The sequence below is a fragment of the Paenibacillus sp. NPDC058898 genome (assembly GCF_049316025.1).
Taxonomy (GTDB): domain Bacteria; phylum Bacillota; class Bacilli; order Paenibacillales; family Paenibacillaceae; genus Paenibacillus_AQ.
On the sequence record NZ_JBMOSM010000011.1, the window covers coordinates 180,995 to 203,265 of the forward strand.

The window sequence follows — 22,271 nt, forward strand, 5'->3', positions numbered from 1 at the left end:
CATGTTCATCATCATAAACATTGTCATACAGGATGCCATGGAAATTCTGTAGGGATGGTTCTTGTATTGTATATTCTGCTCGTCATCATCTTGAGCTGTTTCTACTAGGATACATGGATTAACCTTGTTACGGCCATCCAGAGGATGGCCGTTTATTTTGCCCGCTTTGCATGATCGATAAAAAACAAGTTAAACTATACATACACCATTCGACACAACCATCATTCGACGGCGGATCATCATTTCCCGGGGAATGCTGCCAAGGATCTCCGTATCATGACAGAGGTGAAAAAAGATGCCGATATTTCTCATTGTAGAGGGCAAGAACGACCGGAGCCGACTACGCCGATTGCTGACATCGGATATAACCATCCTGTGCACATTTGGAACGCTAAACACCGCCAAGCTGGAAAGCCTTCATAAACAGGTGAGGGATCAAGAGGTGTATCTTTTTATGGATAACGACAGCTCCGGCAAGAAAATTCGCGGTGCCCTGCGCGACATCTTCCCTGATGCCGAACAGATCTATACGCGCCGGGGATACGCAGGAGTTGAAGGAACGCCTGACGAATACCTGATTGCCCAGTTAGAGAAGGCCGGACTGGAAGAGTTCATCATTTACCCGCCTCCTGCTATTAACAACGCAGATCAGAAATCACTATTTTAAATAAAAAAGGCGTCCTCCATCTTTAACGATAGAGCGCGCCTTTTGGTTTTACCTATAGGTTATTCCTTAATTAAGGTCTTAATGTCCTTCACAATATCCTCGGTCTTCACTTGGGCCGGATCCGCTGCATTATAGGTCTTCCGAATATTGTTATTCCGGTCAACCAATGCAATGGAATTGCCATGCGTGAAATTCGTCGAGTTATTGCCGAGCAGCGGGATTTTGAAAGAGTCCTGCATCAGCTTCCGTGTTTCCTCCTGATCTCCACGAAGGAAGTACCAGCCGTTATAATCCGCATAGAAACGGTCCCCGAACTCCTTAATCTTCTCTTTTGTATCGGTTTCCGGGTCAAAGGAGATGGACACGAAGTTAACTTCTTTACCGAAGATGCCCTCTTTCTTCAAGTCTTCCTGTATTTGCGAAAGAACCAGTGTTGTAATCGGGCATACATCCGGGCAGCTGGTGAAATAGAAGTACATGAGCTTAACCTTGCCCTTGGTATCGTCCGATGTGATCGTCTTTCCATCCACATTTTCCATGGAGTAAGCGGCTACCTCACGAACGATTGGAAACTTTTCTTTTCCGAATCCTAACGAGTTGTATACCAGGTAAATAGCTGCTATTACGCAGACAGCGAGTAGTACCCAAGTCCATTTGTAACGTTTGAATGCATTCATGACCTTCCCCGTTCTCCCTTCGTCTCAGGCAATCCCTGTTCTTGCCAGGTTTAGTTCAGCGTTAAAGCCCTTCCACCTATTAAAAAGTGGTATTGAGTATGAGAACGATCAGGCTCAAGGTCAAGTAGTTGATGGAGATAATAAATACTTTTTTGGACCAAGCTTCATCGTCCTTAGCACGGAAACCTTGGAGCGCGGCGTAAAGCCACCAAATAGCCAGAAGGAGTCCGATAACCAGAAAGAATATACCGGCGTATCCATACGTGTACATCAGGATGGGGATCGGTATAAGCAGTACCAGGTAAGGGATCATCTGATACTTCGTGCGCTTAATTCCTTTAACTACCGGCAATAACGGAAAGCCCGCTGCACGATATTCTTCAACCCGGCGAATGCCCAGTGCCCAGAAATGAGGCGGCTGCCAGAGAAACAGAAGAGCGAACAGCAAAACCGCAGCCATATCTACGGTTCCTGTCACGGCCACATAGCCGATCACCGGCGGCATCGCTCCGGAAATTGCGCCTACCGACGTACTCCATGTTGATGACCGCTTTAACCATAATGTGTATACCACAACGTATACGAACATTCCGATCGCTCCGAATATCCCTGCCAATACCCCTGAGAACAGGAATAACATGGCTAGTCCAACGACCCCAAGAATGATGGCATACCAAAGAACAACCTTTGGTGTCAGCCGTCCGGTTGGAAGTGAGCGATTCCGTGTACGCTCCATCTTCATGTCAAGCTCTCTGTCGAAATAGTTATTGAAAACACAGGACGAAGCCATAACAAGCACGGTTCCGAGAAGTGTCATAATCATCAATCCAAATTGGATATCCCAACGCGATGCTAGCCAAAATCCGGCAAAAGCCGCTATCAAATTTGACCGGATGATTCCGGGCTTCGTTACCGTGATAAAATCTTTCCAAGTCCCCGCCTTATCGGGAGGTGCAGGCGCTGCCGAGGCAAGTGCTGCGGATTCTGAAGGAGCTTGGTATCTCAAGTGATTATCCACGTGTAAACGTTCCTCCTTGTATCTGTCGTTATGGAGGAAGTACTGCCTCCGCTATAAAGTTTATCATATCATTAGTAAAAAGTGTTTAGCAATCCTTCGGAATTCGTTCCATCTATATGACAATTCAGTGACATTTGGAAGCGATATATTCTTGACGTTATGCCGTTGTTTAAGGCACAATTTGTCTATGTAGCAAAGATGGGTGTCGATCCCTTAATATGAATACAAAGCCCGGAGCGCAATGATAGCGCTCCGGGCTTCCATACTCACGTTATGAGAAAGAGATTACAGCGTGCGGCCAGACCCCGAAAGAGCCTGTTCTGCTTGCTGTACCAAACGTTTTGTAATGTATCCACCCAGGGATCCTGTTTCACGGGAAGTATAGTTACCATAGTAACCGTCCTGAGGAATCGTTACGCCTAGTTCTTGAGCAGCCTCGAGTTTCAAACGTTGTAATGCTGCAGTTGCTTGAGGTACAACCAAATTGTTGCTGCGGCGTGCCATATTAAATATCTCCCTTCACTGAATGTCTGTTATTCCAGTGCAAGCTTGCAAACTTATTATGGCTCCTTCTTGCAACGTTATACGTATTTTTTTAATTTTTATCTTTGGAGGTTTTTTTCATATGAGTAAAGGCTTATCCCTATGGTTTGCGGTCTCTTCGATCATCCTGCTCACCGCCTCGGCCATATCCATCAGCTACAACGGATTTCTGGCCGTCGGTCTGGCTCTGCTCTCCATTCTCAACATAGGCTGGGGATTCATTATCAAATCCAAACGCAAGCCTTCTTAAGAAGAACCCTGCTTATTTACGAGCCAGAAAGCCCATCTTGTCTTTGACGCCATCCAGTATTTGAGCTGCAGTCTTCCGTGCCTGCTCTGCTCCCTTGGCCAGAATGTCATGGATTTCACCGGTTTGGCGAATTTCGTAGTATCTGTTTTGGAGTGGCTCCAGAGCGGCTACTACAACTTCGCCAAGCTCCTTCTTGAATGCCCCGTACATCTTCCCTTCAAAACGCGCCTGTACTTCCTGCAAGGACACCCCAGCACATTCCGAATAGATACTCATCAGATTGCTAACCTCTGGTTTAGCGGATGGGTCATAGACCACTTCCGCCCCGGAATCGGTTGTAGCTCTACTGATTTTCTTGCGGATTTGGTCCGGCTTATCCAGCATCGCAATATAACTGCCCTCAACCGGATTACTTTTGCTCATCTTTTTAGAAGCATCATCCAGCGACATAATTCGTGCGCCTACTTCCGGAATGAACGGTTCCGGCATATTGAAATAGGAACCGAACCGATGATTGAACCTTGAAGCTAAATCGCGCGTGATTTCCAAATGCTGCTTTTGGTCATCTCCGACCGGTACCAGATGGGCATTATACAGCAATATATCTGCAGCCATAAGCGCTGGATAGACAAACAAACCGGCTCCTACGGAATCTTTACCTTCCGATTTGTCCTTAAATTGTGTCATCCGTTCCAATTCGCCCATATTCACCATCGTTGTCATGATCCATCCCAGCTCGGCATGCTGAGGAACATGGGATTGCAGGAAGATATTGGCGCGACTTGGGTCGATCCCGGCTGCAACGTACAGTGCCGCAACCGACTCTGAGCGATCTCGGAGCGAGCTTGGCTCCTGCGGTACCGTAATGGCGTGCAGATCGACGACCATAAAGTAACAATCATGCTCGTCTTGAAGCTTAACAAAATTTTTAATGGCTCCAATGTAGTTGCCCAGTGTCAAATTGCCACTTGGCTGAATTCCCGATAATACTGTTTTCATGACTAGCCCTCCATTTATTTAAACTTTCTTAATCCAAAGTCTGCCCCGCTCGAGGGAACATATATGAACGCAAAAAGGCCTCACATCCGCAAGGGACGTGAGACCGTGGTGCCACCCTTATTCGCTGCAGAAACTCTAATACTTAAGCTGCAGCCTTCTATTCTTGTAACGGAGAACACCCGGCCGGCATATTAAGGAATAACAGTATAATCCCTGTTCAGCCTGGCACTCAAAGGTCCATTCAGCAAAGCGGATCCACCGGTTCACATCAACCACCGGCTTTCTGAAGGATGGGCCGCACCTGCTTACTTGTCCTTGTCATCGTGTTTCAATCATTTTGGATCACTATTACATGCAATGATAAAACTCTTGCTCTGCCTTGTCAATTCTATTTTGGAATCAAGTCGTAAGATGTTTTGAAGCATTTCTTTTACCCTTTCCGCTAAAATCTGTTATGATGTGGTTAATCGTCAAGACCATGATTTCTGTTAGTAAAGGAGCATCGATATGAATCAAGTGACCAAAGGCCAGTGGAATGGTTACGACACCTATATTTTAAACAGCGGCCGTCTTGAAGTGACTCTCCTTCCTCGTCTAGGTAACAATGTCATTGGAATCAAAGACCTTGAAAACTCACGCGAAATCCTTCGAAAACCAGATGAAAGTGAGCTTGCATTCTATCTTCAGAAGCCCTACCACTTCGGCATCCCGATGCTCATTCCGCCAGGCCGGATTTCCAAAGGCCAGTTTGAGTATGGCGGAACAACGTATCAATTTGATCAAAATACCGCGAACGACAATCATATCCACGGTCTCCACCGATCACAGGCTTGGTGTGTCAGCGACATAGAGGAAGAGGATGATGGGTGCGCCGTTTCGACAGAGTTCATATCATCGGATGATCCAAAATGGATTGCCCAATTCCCAGTACCGCTGAAGCTGGAAATGACCTTTCGTCTTCAGGGTGCCCGCTTATCACAGAGTCTTCGTGCAACGAATCTGGGTTCTAGCCCTGTGCCGTTCGGTATGGGTTACCATACGTGGTTCCTGCTCGATGGTGAGCCCCATCGCTGGACGCTGGATCTGCCTGTAGAGGGCATTTATACCTTGAATAATGAACTGATTCCAAACGGCGATCTTTCACCGCTTGGCCATCTGGAACAACTGAATTCCGGACTCAACCTGAAGGAAGCCGACCTTGATACGATATTGAAAATCCCGGAAGGCAAACCAGCCGAAGCCATGCTTCAACGGGATGATGGTTACCAAATTCATTATTCGGCAGACCGTGCCTTTTTCAAGCACTGGGTGCTCTATACGAAAGGCGTCGCAGAGGAATTTCTCTGCATCGAGCCGTATACCTGGCTTCCGAACGCGCCCAATTTGAATCTGCCAAGCGAAGAAACCGGCCTGATTCATCTGGAACCGGGACAGACCGTGAACCTGAATACCCAGATCAGCGTCCAAAAAACGTCGTCGGAGGCAGAGCAGGGTAGTTAAGCCATTTCATGTGAGCCATAAGATCTTCATATACTTAATGTTTTAAACAAGAGCAGTCCTTTGAAATCAAAGGGCTGCTCTTGTTTGTCTAAGATAACGACCATTCCAGCGATTCGGATAATTTTACCACCAAATGATCTGTCTCAAGCACGAATGAGATTCCTAGGATTCAGTCATAATATCCATATACAACATCAAAGGAGGTGACATGACATGGCTCAAGGTCGTTCTTCTAACAATCTTGTCGTACCTCAAGCAACTGCAGCTCTTCAACAATTGAAGATGGAAGCTGCTCAAGAACTGGGCGTAACGATTCCACAAGACGGTTACTATGGAAACTATACTTCCCGTGAAACCGGTTCTTTGGGAGGTTACATCACCAAACGTCTGGTACAATTGGCTGAGCAGCAATTATCGGGTCGTTCGAACCAGTAATTCGCATCTCTTCCCTCCAGCCGTAATTAGAAAGAGGCGATCTTCTCCCCAAAGATCGCCTCTTTCGTTATATATTCTATATGATAAATGATTTCAGGATTCCGAAGCAGCTTCGGCATATGTATTACGAGGGTACCGAATCATCAAGTTGGCCATGTTATAGTTGGATTCAAGTATAGCATCTACAACGACAATGCCTTGTCGTACCATAAATTCATAACTGATTTCGCCGTGTGTCCAGTGGCGTTTATGTTTCAGACTTTCAAGCGCCATCGTACGAAAAGAGAGTTGTTGAGCTTCACTTAGCCCCTCCTCAAGTGGAGCTATGACCCCGTTACGCCCAGCCAATGGATTATGCCGTATGCCAAATTTACCAATTACATTGTTTCGTATTTGTACAAATACTGTCCCTGAACTTAGACCTCCCAACTCTTCTTCCAGCTCTTTAAAAACGATGTCCAATTGTCTAGCCAGTGATAATTGATCTAGTTTTACCATCTCTTCTCCCCTCCTTTATTAGTAAATTCTCCCTATTACTAGGGCTTATGACTCATTATAGGGTAAAGGAATCAATGTATCAACAATATTCAACACATTTGGGTATTTATTACTAAAATTGCACAAATAATTTAGTTTTCAGCTCCTTTATTGCGTCAACTTTCATTCTTTTACGACAAAAAAAGAAGCCCAAGCGGGGCTTCTTCATAGGTTGGAATTTGCATGTACTTGGGAGGCAAAATCCTCTAGCAAATTCCTTTATCTGTTATTCCGATGAAAATCAACAAATCACGCCATATGTTCCGTCATTTGCAAGAATTGTCTAATATCGGATACGCAAGAGTCGGCTGCACTTTGCCAGAATTCGCGCTGGGTCAGATCCACATTCAGATGTTTCCTTGCCAGATTCTCCACGGACATCACGCCGGTGTCACGAAGCAGGGCATCATATTTATCTGCAAAGGTCGGACCTTCTTCCAATGCCCGAACATAAAGGCCGGTACTGAACATATAACCGAAGGTATATGGGAAATTGTAGAACGGCGTCCCTGTGATATAGAAATGAAGCTTGGATGCCCAGAAATGCGGATGGTATGATGTCAGAGCATCACAGTAGGCTTCCTTCTGCGCCTCCACCATCAATTCCGAAATTTCCTCGCTGCTGAGCAGGCCGCTCTTCCGTTTGTCATAGAAGCGGGTTTCGAACAAGAAACGGGCATGAATATTCATAAAGAAAGCTACGCTGTTCTGAATTTTCTCTTCCAGCAGTGCCAGCTTTTCTTCTTCGCTGCCGGCACCCTTCACCATGGCATCAAAAACAATCATTTCAGCAAAAGTAGATGCCGTCTCGGCAACATTCATCGCATACTTTTGGTTAAGCACCGGAATTCCGCCCATCAGATGCTGATGGTAGGCATGGCCCAGTTCATGCGCCAGGGTCGAAACGTTCGAGGCTGTTCCGCCAAACGTCATGAAGATTCGGGTCTGGCCGCTAGCCGGGAAGGAAGTGCAGAAACCACCCGGTCGCTTGCCGGCGCGATCTTCGACCTCAATCCAGCTCTTATCAAACGCCATTTGCGAGAAATCCGCCAATCTCGGGCTAAACTTACGGAACTGCTCCACAATGTTAACAGCGGCATCGTCATATGAGATTTTGGTTGCGGAAGTACGCAGCGGGGCATCTACATCAGTCCAAGACAAGCCTTCCAGACCAAGCAGCTTCGCTTTACGGTTTAGGTACTCCACAAGAACCGACTTGGTGTCCTGGATAACAGCCCACATGGTATCAAGCGTCTCACGGCTCATACGGCCAATCGCTAGCGGCTCCTTCAAGATATCATCCCAGCCGCGATTCTCGTACAGCTTCAGGCGGTAGCCGGATAAATGGTTAAGGGTATCCGCACAGTAATCAGCGGAGTCTCCCCATGCCTGCTCCCACTTTTCGAACATGGATTGGCGTACTTCCCGGCGAGGATCATGCATTTTATTGAATGCCTGTCCTGCGGACAACATGACCGTCTTACCGTCTTCCTCATACGGAATCTGGATTTTCTTAACGATGGTATCATAGAACTCTCCCCATCCATGATAACCGTCTACGCCAAGCGATAGAGCTAAGCTCTCTAACTCAGGGCTCATCTTATCCTTTGCGAGATTACGGCTTTCGTTCAATACGAAATCGAGCTCGGACACCTTATCTGTACCGGTCCAAGCGGTCCAGAGTTCGTCATCCATTCCACGAAGAATGTTATCGAATTGGTTCTTAACCGATTGCAGGGTCGCGGACAACGACGTTACCCGTCCGGATAATTGAACGGCCTTCTTGTCATTCACATTTTGCGCGGTCAGGCAACCCACGAATGCAGAGACTTCACGGATACGGGCATAGGCGCTCTGGAACTGCTCAAGGAAGCGTTCAAGGCTGGAGGCGCCCTCCATGGTTTCCGGAACGGTCAATGCTTTAACGGCTTGCTGAAGATTATGTACATCCTGCTCAAGAGACTCAAGAAAGCTGACGAGCTGCGGTGAGGAAGAACCTCCCGGAAATATCGATTCCAAATCCCAAGTTTGTTGAAGTGCCATCGAACATTCATCACCTTTCAAAATAAAATATGAATTCAAGCGGAATACCATTTGTGTGGACTTAGGGAAAAGTGTATAACTATATATAACTCAATTTATGTTATCCCTGCTACAACCAATTTACTGCTGAAGGAGCCAAAAGCCATGAGACCTTTGCAAATATCACCGGAGACGGCCGTTACACTATCCAAGCAGCTGGGCGTTCCGCTGGAACAGCTGATGCATATGCCTCAGCATATATTAATGCAGAAAATTGCCGAGCTTGCCAAGAATGAGGAAGCGAAAGCAGCGAAACAAGATGATGAGTCCCCATCATCGGAGAACTCATGATTCCTTTTTCCAATACTTGGCCTTATGATGTCGTTGGAAACGACGTGTATGTACACAGCTGCCCATTCTGCGGAACCGACAATGTATTGCTGCCGATGAAACCCAAGGAACTGATAAGCGTAAGGGAAGGGAAAAAGAAGCTGCTGATCTTCCCCTGCTGTCACAACAAAGTAACCGTGCTGGACAGCGACATCGACTACTTGCTCACGGATCAGCGATTACGCTGACTTCACCGTAAAGCATGAGTTCAGCCTATTCGTGTTTACCCAAATAGCCTGCTGACCCACCCTTCAGCGGGCTATTTGCATTAGGACTCTGCCTGAAGTGCCGTGTTCTTCTGCTCCCGAATCTGCTCGGATATCAGCTTCCACTGCTCTCTGGATGCGCGTATCATCGCGGCATCCATAATCTTGTCATCCTGGACCACTCTGGAGAACCATTGAACCGCCTCCTGAAATTGTCCCAGCCTTCTGTGGATCTCCCCGATCAGATACAGCAGCCTAGCATCATTCGCCCCTACCCCTTCCAGCTCAAACACTCGGACATAGGATTCCAGGCTATAACTCAAGAACCGCTTCTCTTGATCCTCGTTGCCCTGATAACGGTACAGCCAAGCGATATGATGCAGCAGGCTGGCCACAATACGATCCCGCTCCCCGATCACTTGCGCACAGAGGAGAGCCAGCTTGTACGACTCCAGAGCATCCTCCAGATTGCGCGAGCCGCTCATATCCCTCTTCTCCCAGCGGCACCCAACTTGCTCATAAAAGAGCGCCTTCTGCCGTTCGTTCAATTTCAGGGTCGAGTTTTCTGTGGAGGCAAAACCGCATTCAGGACAGATCCGCACCACGTAAAAATCGGGATTCTCCGATTTATAGTAAGCGCAAAAATCCGTATCTGTACGGTATGCCTTTTTAAAGCTGGGTCTCACCCTGGACGTTACATATTCATGCTCACAGTGCGCACAAATCACCTTGATGGAATACAAGGGTTCCAATTTCACGCCATTCGCCATCCCTTCATTCGTGTCTAATTCCTGTTTAGATGTAGGTATATGGCACTAAGGAGTATTCACGAAATGGTGGGCGGGACCGGACAGACGCTGCAGCACAAAATCACGTAATTCATCCTCCACGCCAATTTCGATTAGGGCTCCTGCCATGCAGCCAAGCCATTCTTCGGCATGGCGATCCGTAATCGGGAATTTCATGTGCCTGGCCCGCATCATCGGATGTCCGAATGCTTCCGAGAACAAGGCTGGCCCTCCAAAAAACTGGCTCAAGAACATATATTGTTTCTCCATCACCGGCATAATGTCTTCCGGAAACAATGGCGAAAGCAGCTCGTTTTGCTGCACTCTCGGATAAAAAGCTTCGACGAGCGAACGTACACCCTCGGCACCCCCGAGGTTATCATAGATGCTTAAGTTCGGATCCATATCCGCTAATTCTCCCATCTGTTATATGATTCGCTTTCGATTGGATGTACCTATCCATTATACCAAAAAACAACAAAAAAAGGCGCTAAGCAATGGTTAGCACCTTTTAGAACTTATTAATAACTGCGCCAGTCCTCTTCACTCTGGACGAGAGAAGCACGTATAACATAAACGAAGGCGCATACTAGGATACCTGCGACTATGCTCATGATCATCACTCCATCCAAACATAATACGAAAGATGTGCTTTGATGTTTTTTATTATAGCACAATATCCCCGAAAATAAAGCATAAATGTAACCGCTTTCTCATGTTTTTTTATACTGTTTGTCCTATATCCTGCATAGATTTTTAACAACGGACCTATATTTCTATCATTCACATCGATGCCAGGGGGCGTATTCCTTATTATGACCATGAAAAAAATGGGCTGGCTCTTGCTTGTGACGGCACTGCTCAGCGTAATTGTCCTAATGGCTTTATTTCCCGAAGCTGCGCTTCAATCCGCTCTCCGCGGCCTGTCGATATGGTGGGACGTGCTATTCCCTTCCCTATTCCCGTTCTTTGTTATTTCAGAGGTGCTGCTGGGGTTTGGCGTAGTGCACCTGATAGGCACGCTCCTGGACCCTATGATGAGGCCGTTGTTTCGTATTCCGGGCGCAGGAGGATTCGTGGCAGCGATGGGATATGTTTCAGGATACCCGGTCGGTGCCAAATTAACCGCCAAGCTATGGGAACAAAAAATGGTAAACCGGGAGGAAGGTGAGCGGCTTGTTGCTTTCACTACCTCTTCTGACCCTATATTTCTAATTGGAGCGGTCTCTATCGGGTTCTTTCACGACCCCAAGATTGGTTTGATCCTTGCCTTGTCCCATTATGGTGGAGGTTTCCTCGTGGGCTTGATTATGAGATTTCATGGCAGGCATGAATCCAATAGAGCAACCGATTCACTCCACCTATCCCAGGCTAAGACAAGCAGACTAAAGGCCGCCCTGCATGCCATGCACGCGGCACGTCAGCAGGATGGCCGAGACCTCGGCACCTTGTTAAGACAAGCGATACATTCATCGCTTCAGCTCATTATCGTTGTCGGCGGGCTCGTCGTTTTCTTCTCCGTATTTCTTGAGCTCTGGACCCAGGCCGGCGCCATGCCAGCGCTAACTGAAGTCATCAGTTTGCTGTTATCTCTAGTTGGGATGCCTGAATCCTTATCCACAGCTATCGTAGGAGGATTGTTTGAGGTCACACTCGGTGCTCGATATGCCGGCGAAGCAGGGGCGGCAATTCCATTGCCATACAAAGTAGCCGCGGCTGCCTTTATATTGTCATGGGGCGGCTTGTCCGTTCATGCCCAGATCATCAGCATCCTGAACTCTACCAACCTTAGATACTTCCCTTTTGTCATTGCCAGATTGATACATGGTGTGATTGCCGCGACCGCTGTATTACTGCTGTGGAGAAGTGTTATGGGATCTTCGATACCGACCATGGCGCTGCCGGCTGTTTCGGATTCCGCCCTAAACGGGTATACCCATATTATGGCGGCTTTCTGCATCCTGCTTGGTTTCCTGATTGCGGTTGCGTTGTTTATTCAGATCATTCGAGGACTGCAGCAGAAAATCCGCAAATTCCCAAGGTGAACATTGTGTTCTTCTCCAAGATTGATTATCATCTTTATATAACCTTACAAAGGAGCTTATCAACTTGAGATATTATGTTCTGGACCGCGGTGACCCATTGTCTGTCGAGCTGACCCAGCAATTTCACAAGCTGGCGGAACAGCGGGGGTTTGTGCTGGATGCAGAATCTCCGGAAATTGTGGTCTCAATCGGCGGAGATGGTACAATGCTGCATGCTTTCCATACTTTTATTGACCGTATTCCTGACCTAGCTTTTGTCGGTGTCCACACGGGCCACTTGGGATTCTATGCTGATTGGAAGGCCGATGAACTGACAGAGCTGATTGATCATATGAGCGGAGAAGGCGAACACGGCAACGTGAAGCCGCGCCTCGTCAAGTACCCCCTGGTTCAACTGGAAATTCATAAGAAATCAGGAACGTCCTCTTACATTGCCTTAAACGAATTTACGCTTAAAGGCGTTGACGGTACCGTTGTCGCGCAGATTGACATCAACGATGTAACCTTTGAAATGTTCCGAGGAGACGGGATCTGCGTGTCCACGCCGTCCGGCAGCACGGCCTATAACAAAAGTGTCGGCGGAGCGATGGTTCATCCTTCCATCGATGCTCTGCAGATCGCGGAGATCGCCTCGATTAACAATCGGATTTTCCGTACGCTGGGCTCACCGCTGCTTCTCCCTAAGCATCATCATTGTGATATATTCTCGCGTAAAGAACAGCGTTTGCTGCTTACTATCGATCATGTGAATATCTCGATTGACGACCTCGTATCCGTACGCTGTCAAGTGGCGGAACAGCAGGTCAGTTTTGCACGCTATCGGCCGTTCCCGTTCTGGAATCGTGTCCGTGATGCATTTCTTGGCTAAAAAAGAAGAACGGCCACCTGGCTTACTGGTGACCGTTCTTTTTTATTGTGGCTGTTCAGCCGGAGGATTAGGCTCCTTGGAAGGCTTTGCTTCCTTCTCTTTGGACTCCTTAGCATCCTTAAGATCACGTGGCTCGCGTCTGGATTCCTTTGCTTCGCGCCGCTCGCGTTGGTCCTTGTGCTCCTTGTCTGGTTTAGGACCCTCCTGCAGGGCTTCCTTACTTCCCTTCGCTTCCTCCTCACCCTTGGTTTCCTTGGGGGGTAATTCACGAATCTCCACAGGCTCTTTGGAATTGGATTGCTCTTTGCCATCCTTCTGCTCCTTGGTTTTCTGAAGCACGAAGTGAGCACAGCCAAAATTGCAGTATTCGTTAATGTAATCAGACATGCTGGAGAAGGTAGAATCCTTGGCAGCCTTAGGATGATTATCCCGATAGAAACCTTTAAGCCGAAGCTGATTGTAACCCCAATCTCCCACGATGTAGTCATAACGGTCCAGCACCTCGCTGTACCGCTCCCGGAAAGCTTCCAGATTCCAGCCGTTTCGATGGTCCTTTAACACTTCATAACTCTTGTTTCCGATAACGATCATTGAAAGCTTCCCCTGCCTTTCCAAAGGTTAAGACTGCACGGTCTCTTCCTTGTTGCGTTCTGCAGATTTCACTTGCTCGTGTGCATGATAGGAGCTGCGCACCAGAGGGCCGGACTCCACGTGGCTGAATCCGCGCTTCATTCCCTCTTCCTTCAAGATCGCAAACTCTTCCGGCGTATAGTATTTTTCCACATTCAGATGCTTCGGCGAAGGCTGCAAATATTGGCCGATTGTCATGATATCGCAACCCACCGAACGCAGGTCGTCCATCGCTTCCAGAATTTCATGCCATTGTTCGCCGACACCCAGCATAATGCTGGACTTGGTCGGAATATCAGGCTGCATGGCCTTGGCATTCTGCAGCAATTGCAATGAACGGGTGTACTTGGCTTTGGCGCGAACCCGATCGGACATTCGCTCCACCGTCTCAATGTTATGGTTCAGGATGTCCGGTTTCACATCCATCACGATCTTAAGTGCTTCTTCGTTTCCCATAAAATCTGGAATCAGCACTTCCACCGAGCATAGCGGCAGACGTCTGCGAATGGCTTTAACCGTTTCAGCGAATATGTAGGCTCCGCCATCTTTCAGATCATCCCGTGCCACACTTGTTACTACGCAGTGACGCAGGTTCATCTGTTCCGCCGCTTCCGCTACGCGTTCTGGCTCCTGAAGATCCAGTTCCGTTGGAAGTCCCGTATTGACTGCGCAGAATCGGCAGGCGCGAGTACAAATATCACCCAGAATCATAAAGGTTGCCGTACGATTAGCCCAACATTCATAAATATTCGGACAGCGAGCCTCTTCACACACCGTGTGCAGTGTCTTGGATCGCATCATGCTTTTGATTTCTTTATAATTATCGCCAGTAGTCAGCTTGATTCGAATCCAGTCAGGTTTTGGCTGTTTGGTTTTAGACAAAGAAAAAACCTTCTTTCGAATTTATTGATGTAACTCAAGACATACCCCATCGTTTGCTGTCCCATATTATATCATGAAAACCATCACATTACTTGTTTCGCATCGATATGAGATTAATCTAGTTGCGGCATGGATAAAAATCCTTGTTTCGTTTCACCCTACAGTATAGGCATGACTGTCCGTCCTTAATTATGACAATCCAAAAGGAGGAGAAGGACACATTGAGGATTTTTAAACCATTGAGCGCAAGCGGCATCATGATTCGCTGCACTGCTGCAGCTGTGGCTGCCTTGACAGCTGCCTGCTGCATGTGCGGGCCTGTGTCCGCATCCACCTCTATTGCGGTCAGCATCGCTGACGATACGGTAAAAACAACGAATGCTAGCGCCATTTTCGCAGACCGGAAGTCGTTATACGATGAGATTTCCACCGTTACCCAAATTCCTTGGTATCGCCTGGCTGCCATTGACCAGTATGAGCGGACACTAACTAGAGTCCACCCCAAGGATCGCAAGCATTCGGACCGGACGCTCGCCATCTTCATCCCCTCTACAAGATGGGCCGGGGCGTTAAATCCCAATCAGGAAGATGTAAATCCGACGTCGATCAGCGTATTTTCCGGCATCGGGCTGGATGGAGATGGGGATGGCAAGGCAGACCGGAATAATGATATCGACCTGCTATATACCGTTGCGGCAAGACTCTCACCCTACGGGCATGCTGCTGATGATTTCAGCATCGGGCTCTGGTCATACTACCAGAACACGCGGGCCGTACAGCGCGTCATGCAATACGCCAAATTGTATGAGACCTTTGGAAAGCTGGACTTGTTTGACCATGCATTTCCTCTCCCGGTCAAAAGCAACTACTCATACCGAAGCACATTTGGAATGGGCCGCAACTGGGGAGGAAGAAGAGTTCATGAAGGCACGGACTTGTTTGCCAACTATGGAGTCCCTGTCCGGAGTACGTGTTACGGCGTTGTCGAAATTAAAGGCTGGAATAAATATGGCGGGTGGCGCATCGGCATCCGTGATTTGAACAATCATTATCACTATTACGCCCATCTGCAAGGCTTTGACAAAGGGATCTCGCTCGGGGATGTCGTTACGCCGGGTCAAACCCTCGGCTGGGTTGGCAGCTCCGGCTATGGCAAGCCGGGAACCCAGGGCAAATTCCCTCCACACCTCCATTACGGCATCTACCGGGATACCGGATTGACCGAATGGGCATTCGATCCTTACCCGCTGCTGAAACACTGGGAAATGGAAGAAAAACGCTCGAAAAAAACGCGCTCCTGAGTTCAACCCAGGGGCGCGTTTTCTCCGTAAGGACATACATAACTGGCCAACTGAATCATGGTGCAGGCTTCCATACACTGGCGCCAAAATGGAATTAGACAGCGCTCTTAGCCTCCGGTGTTGTTTCCCCCCGTTTGTCCGGATAAATCCGCTGCGCCAGGTGAAGGTTCCAGAGGTGGCGTTGTTCCATCTGGAAGATGATCCGGCGTTGTTGCAGGCGGGATTTCCTGCTCCGTATTATGGCTGTTCTCATTCGTAACGGGCGGCGGTATCGCTATGCTCGGCGCACTTGCCTTGTTCTCACCGACAGCCTTTCCTTGCCCGTCATAATAATACATCGGCACATCGCCGACCACGAGCAGATAAGAGATGGGAATATCGGTTTCCACAATCTGCGGCTCCATGTCAAAAGGAACAACAACCGCTACTTCCGTTACAATGTGAACGAATACCTCCACCAGAATCATGTTGATGCCTGCACCCTGCTGCCTGGTGTCCAGTTGAACCTTCACCGCTCCCTGCGGCTCGATCTTTAATGGAATTTGCGGACCGAATGACGCGATGATCGGGCTTTTTAACACCTGACCAAGCGGAATATGCTCCTTGCGCTTATGGATATCGTCCAATGTGCTCTGAACAACCTCCGTTGTATGGGACGTGATTTTTAAATGCTCGGCATAATTCAGCATGAATCCCGTCACTTTGCCGGAGCTATCCGTTTTCCAATTGACCAGATTATCAAAATCCTTGCCCTGCGTCACCTGAGAGGTGATCGCTTTATTAATCGCTTCAGTGGCAATCTGTTTGACCCTTATTTGGGCTAAATGCATGATCGGCGGCCGCAGATTCTGTTCAATATACATAAAAAACTCAACGATCCCAAACACAAGGAGCAGAGCACCGATCAGCCACCATTTTTTCACGCTGCGTCGTTTGGCAACCTGAGGACGCCCTCTGCTCTGCGGTACGGGCCGGAAACCTCTGCGCGGTGGTTTATAAGCTCTCCTTGGTTTGGGCCATGATAGGGACGGAAAAGATAAACGTCTGCTTCCCCATCTCTTTCGTCTCATGCTTGGTCCCCCCTATTTACTCCCAGAGGAGCATGTTTACCATGGCAAGCTATCCTGTATAGAGGGTATGCGGACAAACGGCAAAAAAGAAGAGCAAGGTTGGCTTATCCTCACTCTTCTTCCTTATAGATACTCATTTTCAAGAAAGACTGAATCAAGAATCTACTGGCCGTTCTTTGGATGGTCTTCTTGATCTTCCACATAATATTTCAGCATCGACAGTTTATTCTCCCAGAAGCGGTCGAAATAAGCCAGCCAATCTTTTAATTCCTGAAGCGGTTCAACATCCAGCCGATAGCGGGTTTCGCGTCCAACCTTGCGGTCCTGCACAAGTCCCGCTTCCTCCAGAATTCGGAGATGCTTGGAGACAGCGGTCCGCGTCATGGAGAAGTGCCCAGTAATTTCTTTAACCGGCATTTCCTTATCACTTAACAAGCCAAGCAGCTTACGGCGTGTCGGATCTGCGATCGCTTGATAAACATCATGCTTCGGAGCAGCTTGCGACATAGATTAGGCCTCGACGTATCCCGCAAGCTTCTGAACAATGCCTGCCCAGCCTTTGTCCATACGGCCCCGTACGATATCGTGAGCTTCCTCGAACTCGGTCACTTGATCCGCTGTCCAACCGCCGTGTATGAGCGTGAATTCCGTATGATCTCCCTGCTGTACCAGTTCGAACGTAACGCTCCAATCCTTGCCCCAGTTAAAAGACAAACGGTTAGGCTTGTCAATAAGCGTGACCTTGCAAGGAGAATTTCCCCATGGGCCTGCATTCAATTGAAACTCAAATCCTTCCACCGGTTCAAAATTGTTGGGCATGAACCAAGCCGAAATCCCTTCAGCCGTTGCCACGGCTTTCCACACCTTCTCGATGGGTGCTTTCAGCACAAGCGTATGACGAATATCCGGCAGCTTGCCGTTTGATGTGTTATCCATATCACATTAACCTCGCTTATGTTTAAAATTATGAAACCATTTGGTTTCCCTTATTGCATTATAGGACACCAAATGGTTTTACGTCAAATACCAATATTCACCTTATACCCATTCAGCACACCTAGGTCCAGCTCCCCTTAAAGCCAGGCAAACCAGGCATCTTGCCAACATCTCATGACTTTGAACTCGCTAGGTCTGAGCCGGGTAGGTCTTGTTCAAGAAGGCGATCGATTCCCGAATCAACTGCTTTAGGACCTCCATATCAATGTCCGCCACTTTATTAATATACACGCAGCCTTTTCCCGCCGTATGTTTACCAAAACTCGTCAACAGCTCCCCCCGCCGCTCATCGCCCGGCGCAAAATACAGGCTGATTTTTGCTTTGCGCGGCGAAAAACCTACAAACGGCGCATCTCCTTCATGCCCGGTAGCGTAGCGGTAATGGTAGGAGCCAAAGCCGATGATGCTGGGTCCCCACATCTTAGCCGGAAAACCGCTCGTCTCCTCAAAGACCTCCAGCAAACGATAAGCGTCCTCTCGTTTTTTTGGCGAATCCACTTGCTCTATAAACTCCACCACGCTGTGATCCGTTTCTTTTGTTTTTTGCTCGTACATGGGCTTTACTCCTTTCGAACACTCTGTTATTATTACCATCCTTATCAAAAATAAGAAAAACGTCATCGACGTACTTGCATAGAAGACAGACCGCATTTAGCGGAAGTTTTTCTTGCGAGATAAGAAGGGTAAGCCTCTGAAGCTTACGCTTTCTTATCTCTTAAATAAAAAAAGCCGGATATGATTAGCAATTGCTTTCTAATCACTTCCAGCCTTGTTGAGCCGCTCCGGTCATTATTGACCGGCGTACTCTCTTTGCCGTAAAGCCTCATACATCAATACCGAAGCAGCCATAGCCGCATTCAACGATTCGGCTTTCCCCGGCATGGGAATCCGGATCGCATCGTCCACAAGTTCCGCAACCTCAGGTGAGACACCGCGCCCTTCGCTTCCGATCACGATCCAGCTTGTCCCTTGGAAATCATACTCGAAGCAGGAGCGATTCCCTTCCAGCATGGTTGTGACCAATCGAGCTCCCCGTTCCCTGGCTTCCGGCAAAATGCTCAGCAGATCACCCTCCAGCACAGGTAGATGAAACAGGGATCCCATGGTAGAGCGCAGCGTCTTGGGGTTATACAAATCCGCACAGCCGCGTCCCAGAACCACGCCTGCAGCCCCTACGGCATCTGCGCTTCGTATGATGGTTCCCACATTCCCCGGGTCCTGAAGACCGTCCAGAATGACAACCAAACCGTTCTCGCGCAGGATCAGATCCTGCCATTGACGTGCTTCTTTGCGAACCACGGCAAACACCTGCTGCGGTGACGGCGTATCACTGACCTTCGAGATGACGGCATGGGATACGCCAATCCATTCGGCGCCTTGTCCTGTATCCGATATATGACGGAGTTCTTGGGGAATCCCCTTCTCCACATCATAAGCAACGCACTCGATGTCCGCTCCGGATGACAGTGCTTCCTGTACGAGATGAATGCCTTCCACCACATACTTGTTCTGCTTGTCTCGATGTTTTTTCTCCTGCAGCTGTGCCCAGCCCTTCACTCTGGCATTCTGCGGCGATAGTATCTCCATGGTAATCCATCCGTTCTTTACTTATATACAAAACCGAGTCCAGCTCAACCCAGCATACCGCAAATGGACAGTATTACTTCGGATAAGCAAGCTCCAGCTTCGTTAAGTCATTCTTATGCCCCACAATAACGAGAATATCGCCTTCCTCAATCCGGTCATCCGGACTTGGCGAAATGTTCATGTCCGCATCACTTCGAATCGCCATGACATTGCAGCCGAACCGTGCCCGAATATCCAGCTCTATCAGATTGTGACCGACCAAATCTCCTGTAGCAAGCATCTCCATAATGCTGTAGTCGTCTGACAAATCGATGTAATCCAAAATATTCGGTGACACCAGATGATGGGCAACCCGAAGCCCCATATCCCGCTCAGGGAAAATCACCTTATCTGCACCGATTTTGTTCAGCACTTTTCCGTGCAGTTCATTCTTCGCTTTCACGATAATGGCCGGAACGCCAAGATCCTTCAAGATCAGCGTAGTCAAAATGCTGGATTGAATATCCTCCCCGATCGCCACGACAACCACATCAAAATTCCGTATGCCCAACGCCCGAAGTGCTTCTTCATCGGTCGAATCCGCCGATACGGCATGCGTGACCATACTCGCGATTTCCTGAATGCGCTGTTCGCTCGCGTCTACGGCTAATACATCAAATCCCATGCTGCTCAATTCCTTGGCAACACTCGTGCCAAAACGCCCCATACCGATTACTGCGTACTGCTTCTTAGCCATTTATATATCCCCCCACGAGCCTAGGTCATCCATAATCATAATGATAATAGTATATCATACTGTCCCGAATACTTGAATGTAACTGCCCTGGAACGGGTACATTACACAATGACCCTTTCATAACAAGGAGGAACATATCCATGTCCATATTGTTAGATCTAAGGCAGGCTGTCATTCATAAAGTCCACAATCAGGACGAAGAAGAGCTGCGCTCCATGATCGAGGGTTCCGTTGACGGGCCTGAAGCTGCCCTGCCGGGACTCGGTGTAATGTTTGAAATGATGTGGAAAGACATGAATGCTTCCCAGCAGAACAGCCTTGTCTCTTCCCTGCATGATCATTTGAAAACCGTTACGCCTGGCAAACTTCAAGGATAATCCCATAGTCAACAAAAAGAACAATCCCCTAAGCTGTGAAAGCTGGGGGATTGTTCTTTACATTGCATATTTATAACATCACTTACGGAGCAGTCTCAAGAAACTGAGCGGTTGGATTCTTATCGATGGCCGTTCTCATCGCGTACTCATTTTCGAACAAGACAACATAGTTATCCTTCTTGTCCTTGACCAGTGTTGAGTTAATCCGGAACTTGGACGGATCAAGATTGTCATCCACGATCCAGCGAGCGAACTGATACGGCATCCGTTGAAGCATGACATCGACGCCGTATTCTCCCTTCATCCGGTACTCGAAGACTTCGAACTGGAGCTGTCCGACAACCCCGAGAATGGTCTCATCGAAACTCACGGTACGGAATACCTGAATGGTACCCTCTTCCGTCAGCTGATCAATCCCCTTCTGATACTGCTTATGCTTCAGCGCATTCTTCACCGTTACTTTGGCAAAGATTTCTGGTGAGAACGTTGGAAGCTCATCGAATACAACTTCACGTCCTTGACTAAGCGAGTCCCCAATCCGGAAAATGCCCGGGTCAAACAGACCGATAATATCGCCAGGGTATGCCTCCTGCACAATATCTCGATCCTGGGCCAAAAACTGCTGCGGCTGCGCCAGCTTGATTTCCTTGCCTACCCGAACATGCTTCACGCTCATACCGCGTTCAAACTTGCCCGATACGATTCGCAGGAAAGCGATACGATCCCGGTGAGCCGGATTCATATTGGCTTGAATCTTAAATACGTACCCGGAGAACTTCTCTTCAGTGGGTTCCACCAAACCGTCCTTACTATGGCGCGGCTCCGGTTTCGGCGCAAGCTGAAGAAAGTTCTCCAGGAAGGTCTGGACGCCGAAATTGTTGATCGCACTTCCGAAGAATACAGGTGTTAACTGACCCTGCATAACTTTCTCCAGATCAAATTGGTCTCCGGCAACATCCAGCAGCTCGAGGTCTTGACATAACTGATCATGCAGGTAATCGCCTGCCATCTCGCGAATGATCGGATCCTCATAGCCCTCGACCTTCTGTACTTTAATCGTGGAATGGTCGTCGCCCTGGAACAATTCAACTTGATTCTTAACCCGGTCGTACACGCCGCACAGGTCACGCCCAGAGCCGATCGGCCAATTCATCGGTACGGAGCGGATGCCGAGAACCTGTTCAAGCTCTTCCATCAGATCAAACGGGCTGCGCCCTTCACGGTCGAGTTTGTTGATAAAGGTAAAGATCGGAATGCCCCGCTTCGCACACACCTGGAATAATTTAATCGTTTGAGCCTCGACCCCTTTGGCTACGTCAATCAACATGACGGCGCTATCAGCAGCTGTCAGCGTACGATAGGTATCCTCACTGAAGTCTTGGTGACCCGGCGTATCCAATATATTAATTCGATGCCCTAAATAATCAAATTGCATAACAGACGAGGTAACCGAGATTCCCCGCTGCTTCTCGATCTCCATCCAGTCACTCGTTGCATGCTTGCTCGCTTTACGAGCTTTAACCGATCCAGCCAGACGAATGGCGCCCCCGAACAAGAGCAGCTTCTCGGTCAGTGTTGTTTTACCGGCGTCAGGGTGGGAAATAATCGCGAACGTACGGCGCTTATCCACTTCCTGCTGCAGTTCATCTATTAGCTTTGCCATTTCACTTATCCCTTCGTAACTAAAGTCATGTATATCATTGTACCACAATTCATACGCAAATCATCCCCATGCGCCGTGCGCATG

General features: G+C 48.3%; 27 protein-coding genes and 1 other annotated feature. Of the genes, 10 read left to right on the top strand and 17 right to left on the bottom strand.

Annotated features, from left to right (window positions below; translation table 11 throughout):
- Nucleotides 1-295 precede the first annotated feature (295 nt).
- On the top strand, nucleotides 296-667 hold the full coding sequence (locus ACOZB4_RS25455; protein WP_379407327.1) for a toprim domain-containing protein: 372 nt from the start codon (nucleotides 296-298) through the stop codon (nucleotides 665-667).
- Nucleotides 668-726: 59 nt separating this feature from the next.
- On the opposite strand, the gene ACOZB4_RS25460 is transcribed toward ACOZB4_RS25455, so the two are convergent.
- From ACOZB4_RS25460 to ACOZB4_RS25470, 3 genes are all read right to left on the bottom strand, one after another.
- A complete protein-coding gene (locus ACOZB4_RS25460) occupies nucleotides 727-1,344 on the bottom strand; it encodes an SCO family protein (protein ID WP_076324860.1) in 618 nt (205 codons plus the stop codon).
- A 79-nt stretch (nucleotides 1,345-1,423) separates the two neighbouring features.
- Nucleotides 1,424-2,362: a heme o synthase gene (cyoE, locus tag ACOZB4_RS25465; protein ID WP_076324861.1), complete on the bottom strand. Its 939-nt coding sequence runs from the start codon at nucleotides 2,360-2,362 to the stop codon at nucleotides 1,424-1,426.
- A gap of 285 nt (nucleotides 2,363-2,647) precedes the next feature.
- The gene (locus ACOZB4_RS25470; RefSeq protein ID WP_015737431.1) at nucleotides 2,648-2,866 is read right to left on the bottom strand and encodes an alpha/beta-type small acid-soluble spore protein; all 219 of its coding nucleotides are present in this window, start codon (nucleotides 2,864-2,866) and stop codon (nucleotides 2,648-2,650) included.
- Between the two features lie 121 nt (nucleotides 2,867-2,987).
- Between ACOZB4_RS25470 and ACOZB4_RS25475 the strand changes: the two genes are divergently transcribed.
- Nucleotides 2,988-3,155 (top strand): hypothetical protein, encoded by a 168-nt coding sequence (locus ACOZB4_RS25475; RefSeq protein WP_179090693.1) that lies wholly within the window; start codon nucleotides 2,988-2,990, stop codon nucleotides 3,153-3,155.
- 12 nt (nucleotides 3,156-3,167) lie between these two features.
- Here the strand turns inward: ACOZB4_RS25475 and trpS are convergent, their stop codons facing one another.
- Nucleotides 3,168-4,154 carry a tryptophan--tRNA ligase gene (trpS, locus tag ACOZB4_RS25480; protein ID WP_379407328.1) on the bottom strand — a complete coding sequence of 329 codons (987 nt, stop codon included), beginning with the start codon at nucleotides 4,152-4,154 and terminating at the stop codon, nucleotides 3,168-3,170.
- A gap of 88 nt (nucleotides 4,155-4,242) precedes the next feature.
- Nucleotides 4,243-4,485, bottom strand: a binding site (T-box leader).
- Nucleotides 4,486-4,661: 176 nt separating this feature from the next.
- Between trpS and ACOZB4_RS25485 the strand changes: the two genes are divergently transcribed.
- Nucleotides 4,662-5,654, top strand: coding sequence for an aldose 1-epimerase (locus ACOZB4_RS25485; protein ID WP_379407329.1), 993 nt, complete (start codon nucleotides 4,662-4,664; stop codon nucleotides 5,652-5,654).
- A 213-nt stretch (nucleotides 5,655-5,867) separates the two neighbouring features.
- Nucleotides 5,868-6,089, top strand: a complete 222-nt coding sequence (locus ACOZB4_RS25490) for an alpha/beta-type small acid-soluble spore protein (protein WP_339268012.1) — start codon at nucleotides 5,868-5,870, stop codon at nucleotides 6,087-6,089.
- A 93-nt stretch (nucleotides 6,090-6,182) separates the two neighbouring features.
- Here ACOZB4_RS25490 and ACOZB4_RS25495 read toward each other — a convergent pair whose 3' ends face one another.
- A complete protein-coding gene (locus ACOZB4_RS25495) occupies nucleotides 6,183-6,587 on the bottom strand; it encodes an O-methyltransferase (RefSeq protein ID WP_076324865.1) in 405 nt (134 codons plus the stop codon).
- Nucleotides 6,588-6,875: 288 nt separating this feature from the next.
- A complete protein-coding gene (locus ACOZB4_RS25500; protein ID WP_339268015.1) occupies nucleotides 6,876-8,669 on the bottom strand; it encodes a M3 family oligoendopeptidase in 1,794 nt (597 codons plus the stop codon).
- A gap of 144 nt (nucleotides 8,670-8,813) precedes the next feature.
- Here ACOZB4_RS25500 and ACOZB4_RS25505 point away from each other — a divergent pair, with 144 nt between their 5' ends.
- A complete protein-coding gene (locus tag ACOZB4_RS25505) occupies nucleotides 8,814-8,999 on the top strand; it encodes a YycC family protein (protein ID WP_076324867.1) in 186 nt (61 codons plus the stop codon).
- On the top strand, nucleotides 8,996-9,226 hold the full coding sequence (locus tag ACOZB4_RS25510) for a hypothetical protein (protein WP_071222370.1): 231 nt from the start codon (nucleotides 8,996-8,998) through the stop codon (nucleotides 9,224-9,226). The genes ACOZB4_RS25505 and ACOZB4_RS25510 overlap by 4 nt, the downstream gene beginning before the upstream one ends.
- A gap of 80 nt (nucleotides 9,227-9,306) precedes the next feature.
- Here ACOZB4_RS25510 and ACOZB4_RS25515 read toward each other — a convergent pair whose 3' ends face one another.
- Nucleotides 9,307-10,002, bottom strand: coding sequence for a DUF2225 domain-containing protein (locus tag ACOZB4_RS25515; protein WP_339268017.1), 696 nt, complete (start codon nucleotides 10,000-10,002; stop codon nucleotides 9,307-9,309).
- Nucleotides 10,003-10,059: 57 nt separating this feature from the next.
- Nucleotides 10,060-10,437: a globin gene (locus ACOZB4_RS25520; protein ID WP_076324869.1), complete on the bottom strand. Its 378-nt coding sequence runs from the start codon at nucleotides 10,435-10,437 to the stop codon at nucleotides 10,060-10,062.
- A gap of 410 nt (nucleotides 10,438-10,847) precedes the next feature.
- Between ACOZB4_RS25520 and ylbJ the strand changes: the two genes are divergently transcribed.
- Together ylbJ and ACOZB4_RS25530 are read left to right on the top strand one after the other, a co-directional pair.
- The gene (gene ylbJ / locus ACOZB4_RS25525; protein WP_379407330.1) at nucleotides 10,848-12,077 is read left to right on the top strand and encodes a sporulation integral membrane protein YlbJ; all 1,230 of its coding nucleotides are present in this window, start codon (nucleotides 10,848-10,850) and stop codon (nucleotides 12,075-12,077) included.
- Nucleotides 12,078-12,141: 64 nt separating this feature from the next.
- The gene (locus tag ACOZB4_RS25530; RefSeq protein ID WP_009591431.1) at nucleotides 12,142-12,945 is read left to right on the top strand and encodes an NAD kinase; all 804 of its coding nucleotides are present in this window, start codon (nucleotides 12,142-12,144) and stop codon (nucleotides 12,943-12,945) included.
- Nucleotides 12,946-12,987: 42 nt separating this feature from the next.
- Here ACOZB4_RS25530 and ACOZB4_RS25535 read toward each other — a convergent pair whose 3' ends face one another.
- Together ACOZB4_RS25535 and lipA are read right to left on the bottom strand one after the other, a co-directional pair.
- Complete coding sequence (locus ACOZB4_RS25535) at nucleotides 12,988-13,536, bottom strand: YutD family protein (protein ID WP_379407331.1); 549 nt, start codon at nucleotides 13,534-13,536, stop codon at nucleotides 12,988-12,990.
- A 27-nt stretch (nucleotides 13,537-13,563) separates the two neighbouring features.
- Nucleotides 13,564-14,457: a lipoyl synthase gene (lipA, locus tag ACOZB4_RS25540; RefSeq protein ID WP_379407332.1), complete on the bottom strand. Its 894-nt coding sequence runs from the start codon at nucleotides 14,455-14,457 to the stop codon at nucleotides 13,564-13,566.
- A 257-nt stretch (nucleotides 14,458-14,714) separates the two neighbouring features.
- Between lipA and ACOZB4_RS25545 the strand changes: the two genes are divergently transcribed.
- Entirely contained in the window at nucleotides 14,715-15,758 is a 1,044-nt protein-coding gene (locus ACOZB4_RS25545; protein ID WP_379407349.1) for a M23 family metallopeptidase, read from the top strand.
- Between the two features lie 107 nt (nucleotides 15,759-15,865).
- Here ACOZB4_RS25545 and yunB read toward each other — a convergent pair whose 3' ends face one another.
- From yunB to ACOZB4_RS25575, 6 genes are all read right to left on the bottom strand, one after another.
- On the bottom strand, nucleotides 15,866-16,828 hold the full coding sequence (yunB, locus tag ACOZB4_RS25550; RefSeq protein WP_379407333.1) for a sporulation protein YunB: 963 nt from the start codon (nucleotides 16,826-16,828) through the stop codon (nucleotides 15,866-15,868).
- Between the two features lie 162 nt (nucleotides 16,829-16,990).
- A complete protein-coding gene (locus tag ACOZB4_RS25555; RefSeq protein ID WP_379407334.1) occupies nucleotides 16,991-17,335 on the bottom strand; it encodes an ArsR/SmtB family transcription factor in 345 nt (114 codons plus the stop codon).
- A 3-nt stretch (nucleotides 17,336-17,338) separates the two neighbouring features.
- A complete protein-coding gene (locus ACOZB4_RS25560) occupies nucleotides 17,339-17,764 on the bottom strand; it encodes an SRPBCC family protein (RefSeq protein WP_379407335.1) in 426 nt (141 codons plus the stop codon).
- Between the two features lie 189 nt (nucleotides 17,765-17,953).
- On the bottom strand, nucleotides 17,954-18,379 hold the full coding sequence (locus ACOZB4_RS25565) for a DUF1801 domain-containing protein (protein WP_076324877.1): 426 nt from the start codon (nucleotides 18,377-18,379) through the stop codon (nucleotides 17,954-17,956).
- A gap of 234 nt (nucleotides 18,380-18,613) precedes the next feature.
- Nucleotides 18,614-19,411: a TrmH family RNA methyltransferase gene (locus ACOZB4_RS25570; RefSeq protein WP_379407336.1), complete on the bottom strand. Its 798-nt coding sequence runs from the start codon at nucleotides 19,409-19,411 to the stop codon at nucleotides 18,614-18,616.
- A gap of 73 nt (nucleotides 19,412-19,484) precedes the next feature.
- Nucleotides 19,485-20,147 (bottom strand): potassium channel family protein, encoded by a 663-nt coding sequence (locus tag ACOZB4_RS25575; protein WP_076324879.1) that lies wholly within the window; start codon nucleotides 20,145-20,147, stop codon nucleotides 19,485-19,487.
- 140 nt (nucleotides 20,148-20,287) lie between these two features.
- Here ACOZB4_RS25575 and sspI point away from each other — a divergent pair, with 140 nt between their 5' ends.
- Nucleotides 20,288-20,524, top strand: coding sequence for a small acid-soluble spore protein SspI (sspI, locus tag ACOZB4_RS25580; protein ID WP_076324880.1), 237 nt, complete (start codon nucleotides 20,288-20,290; stop codon nucleotides 20,522-20,524).
- 82 nt (nucleotides 20,525-20,606) lie between these two features.
- On the opposite strand, the gene ACOZB4_RS25585 is transcribed toward sspI, so the two are convergent.
- Nucleotides 20,607-22,187: a peptide chain release factor 3 gene (locus ACOZB4_RS25585; protein WP_076324881.1), complete on the bottom strand. Its 1,581-nt coding sequence runs from the start codon at nucleotides 22,185-22,187 to the stop codon at nucleotides 20,607-20,609.
- Between the last annotated feature and the right edge of the window lie 84 nt (nucleotides 22,188-22,271).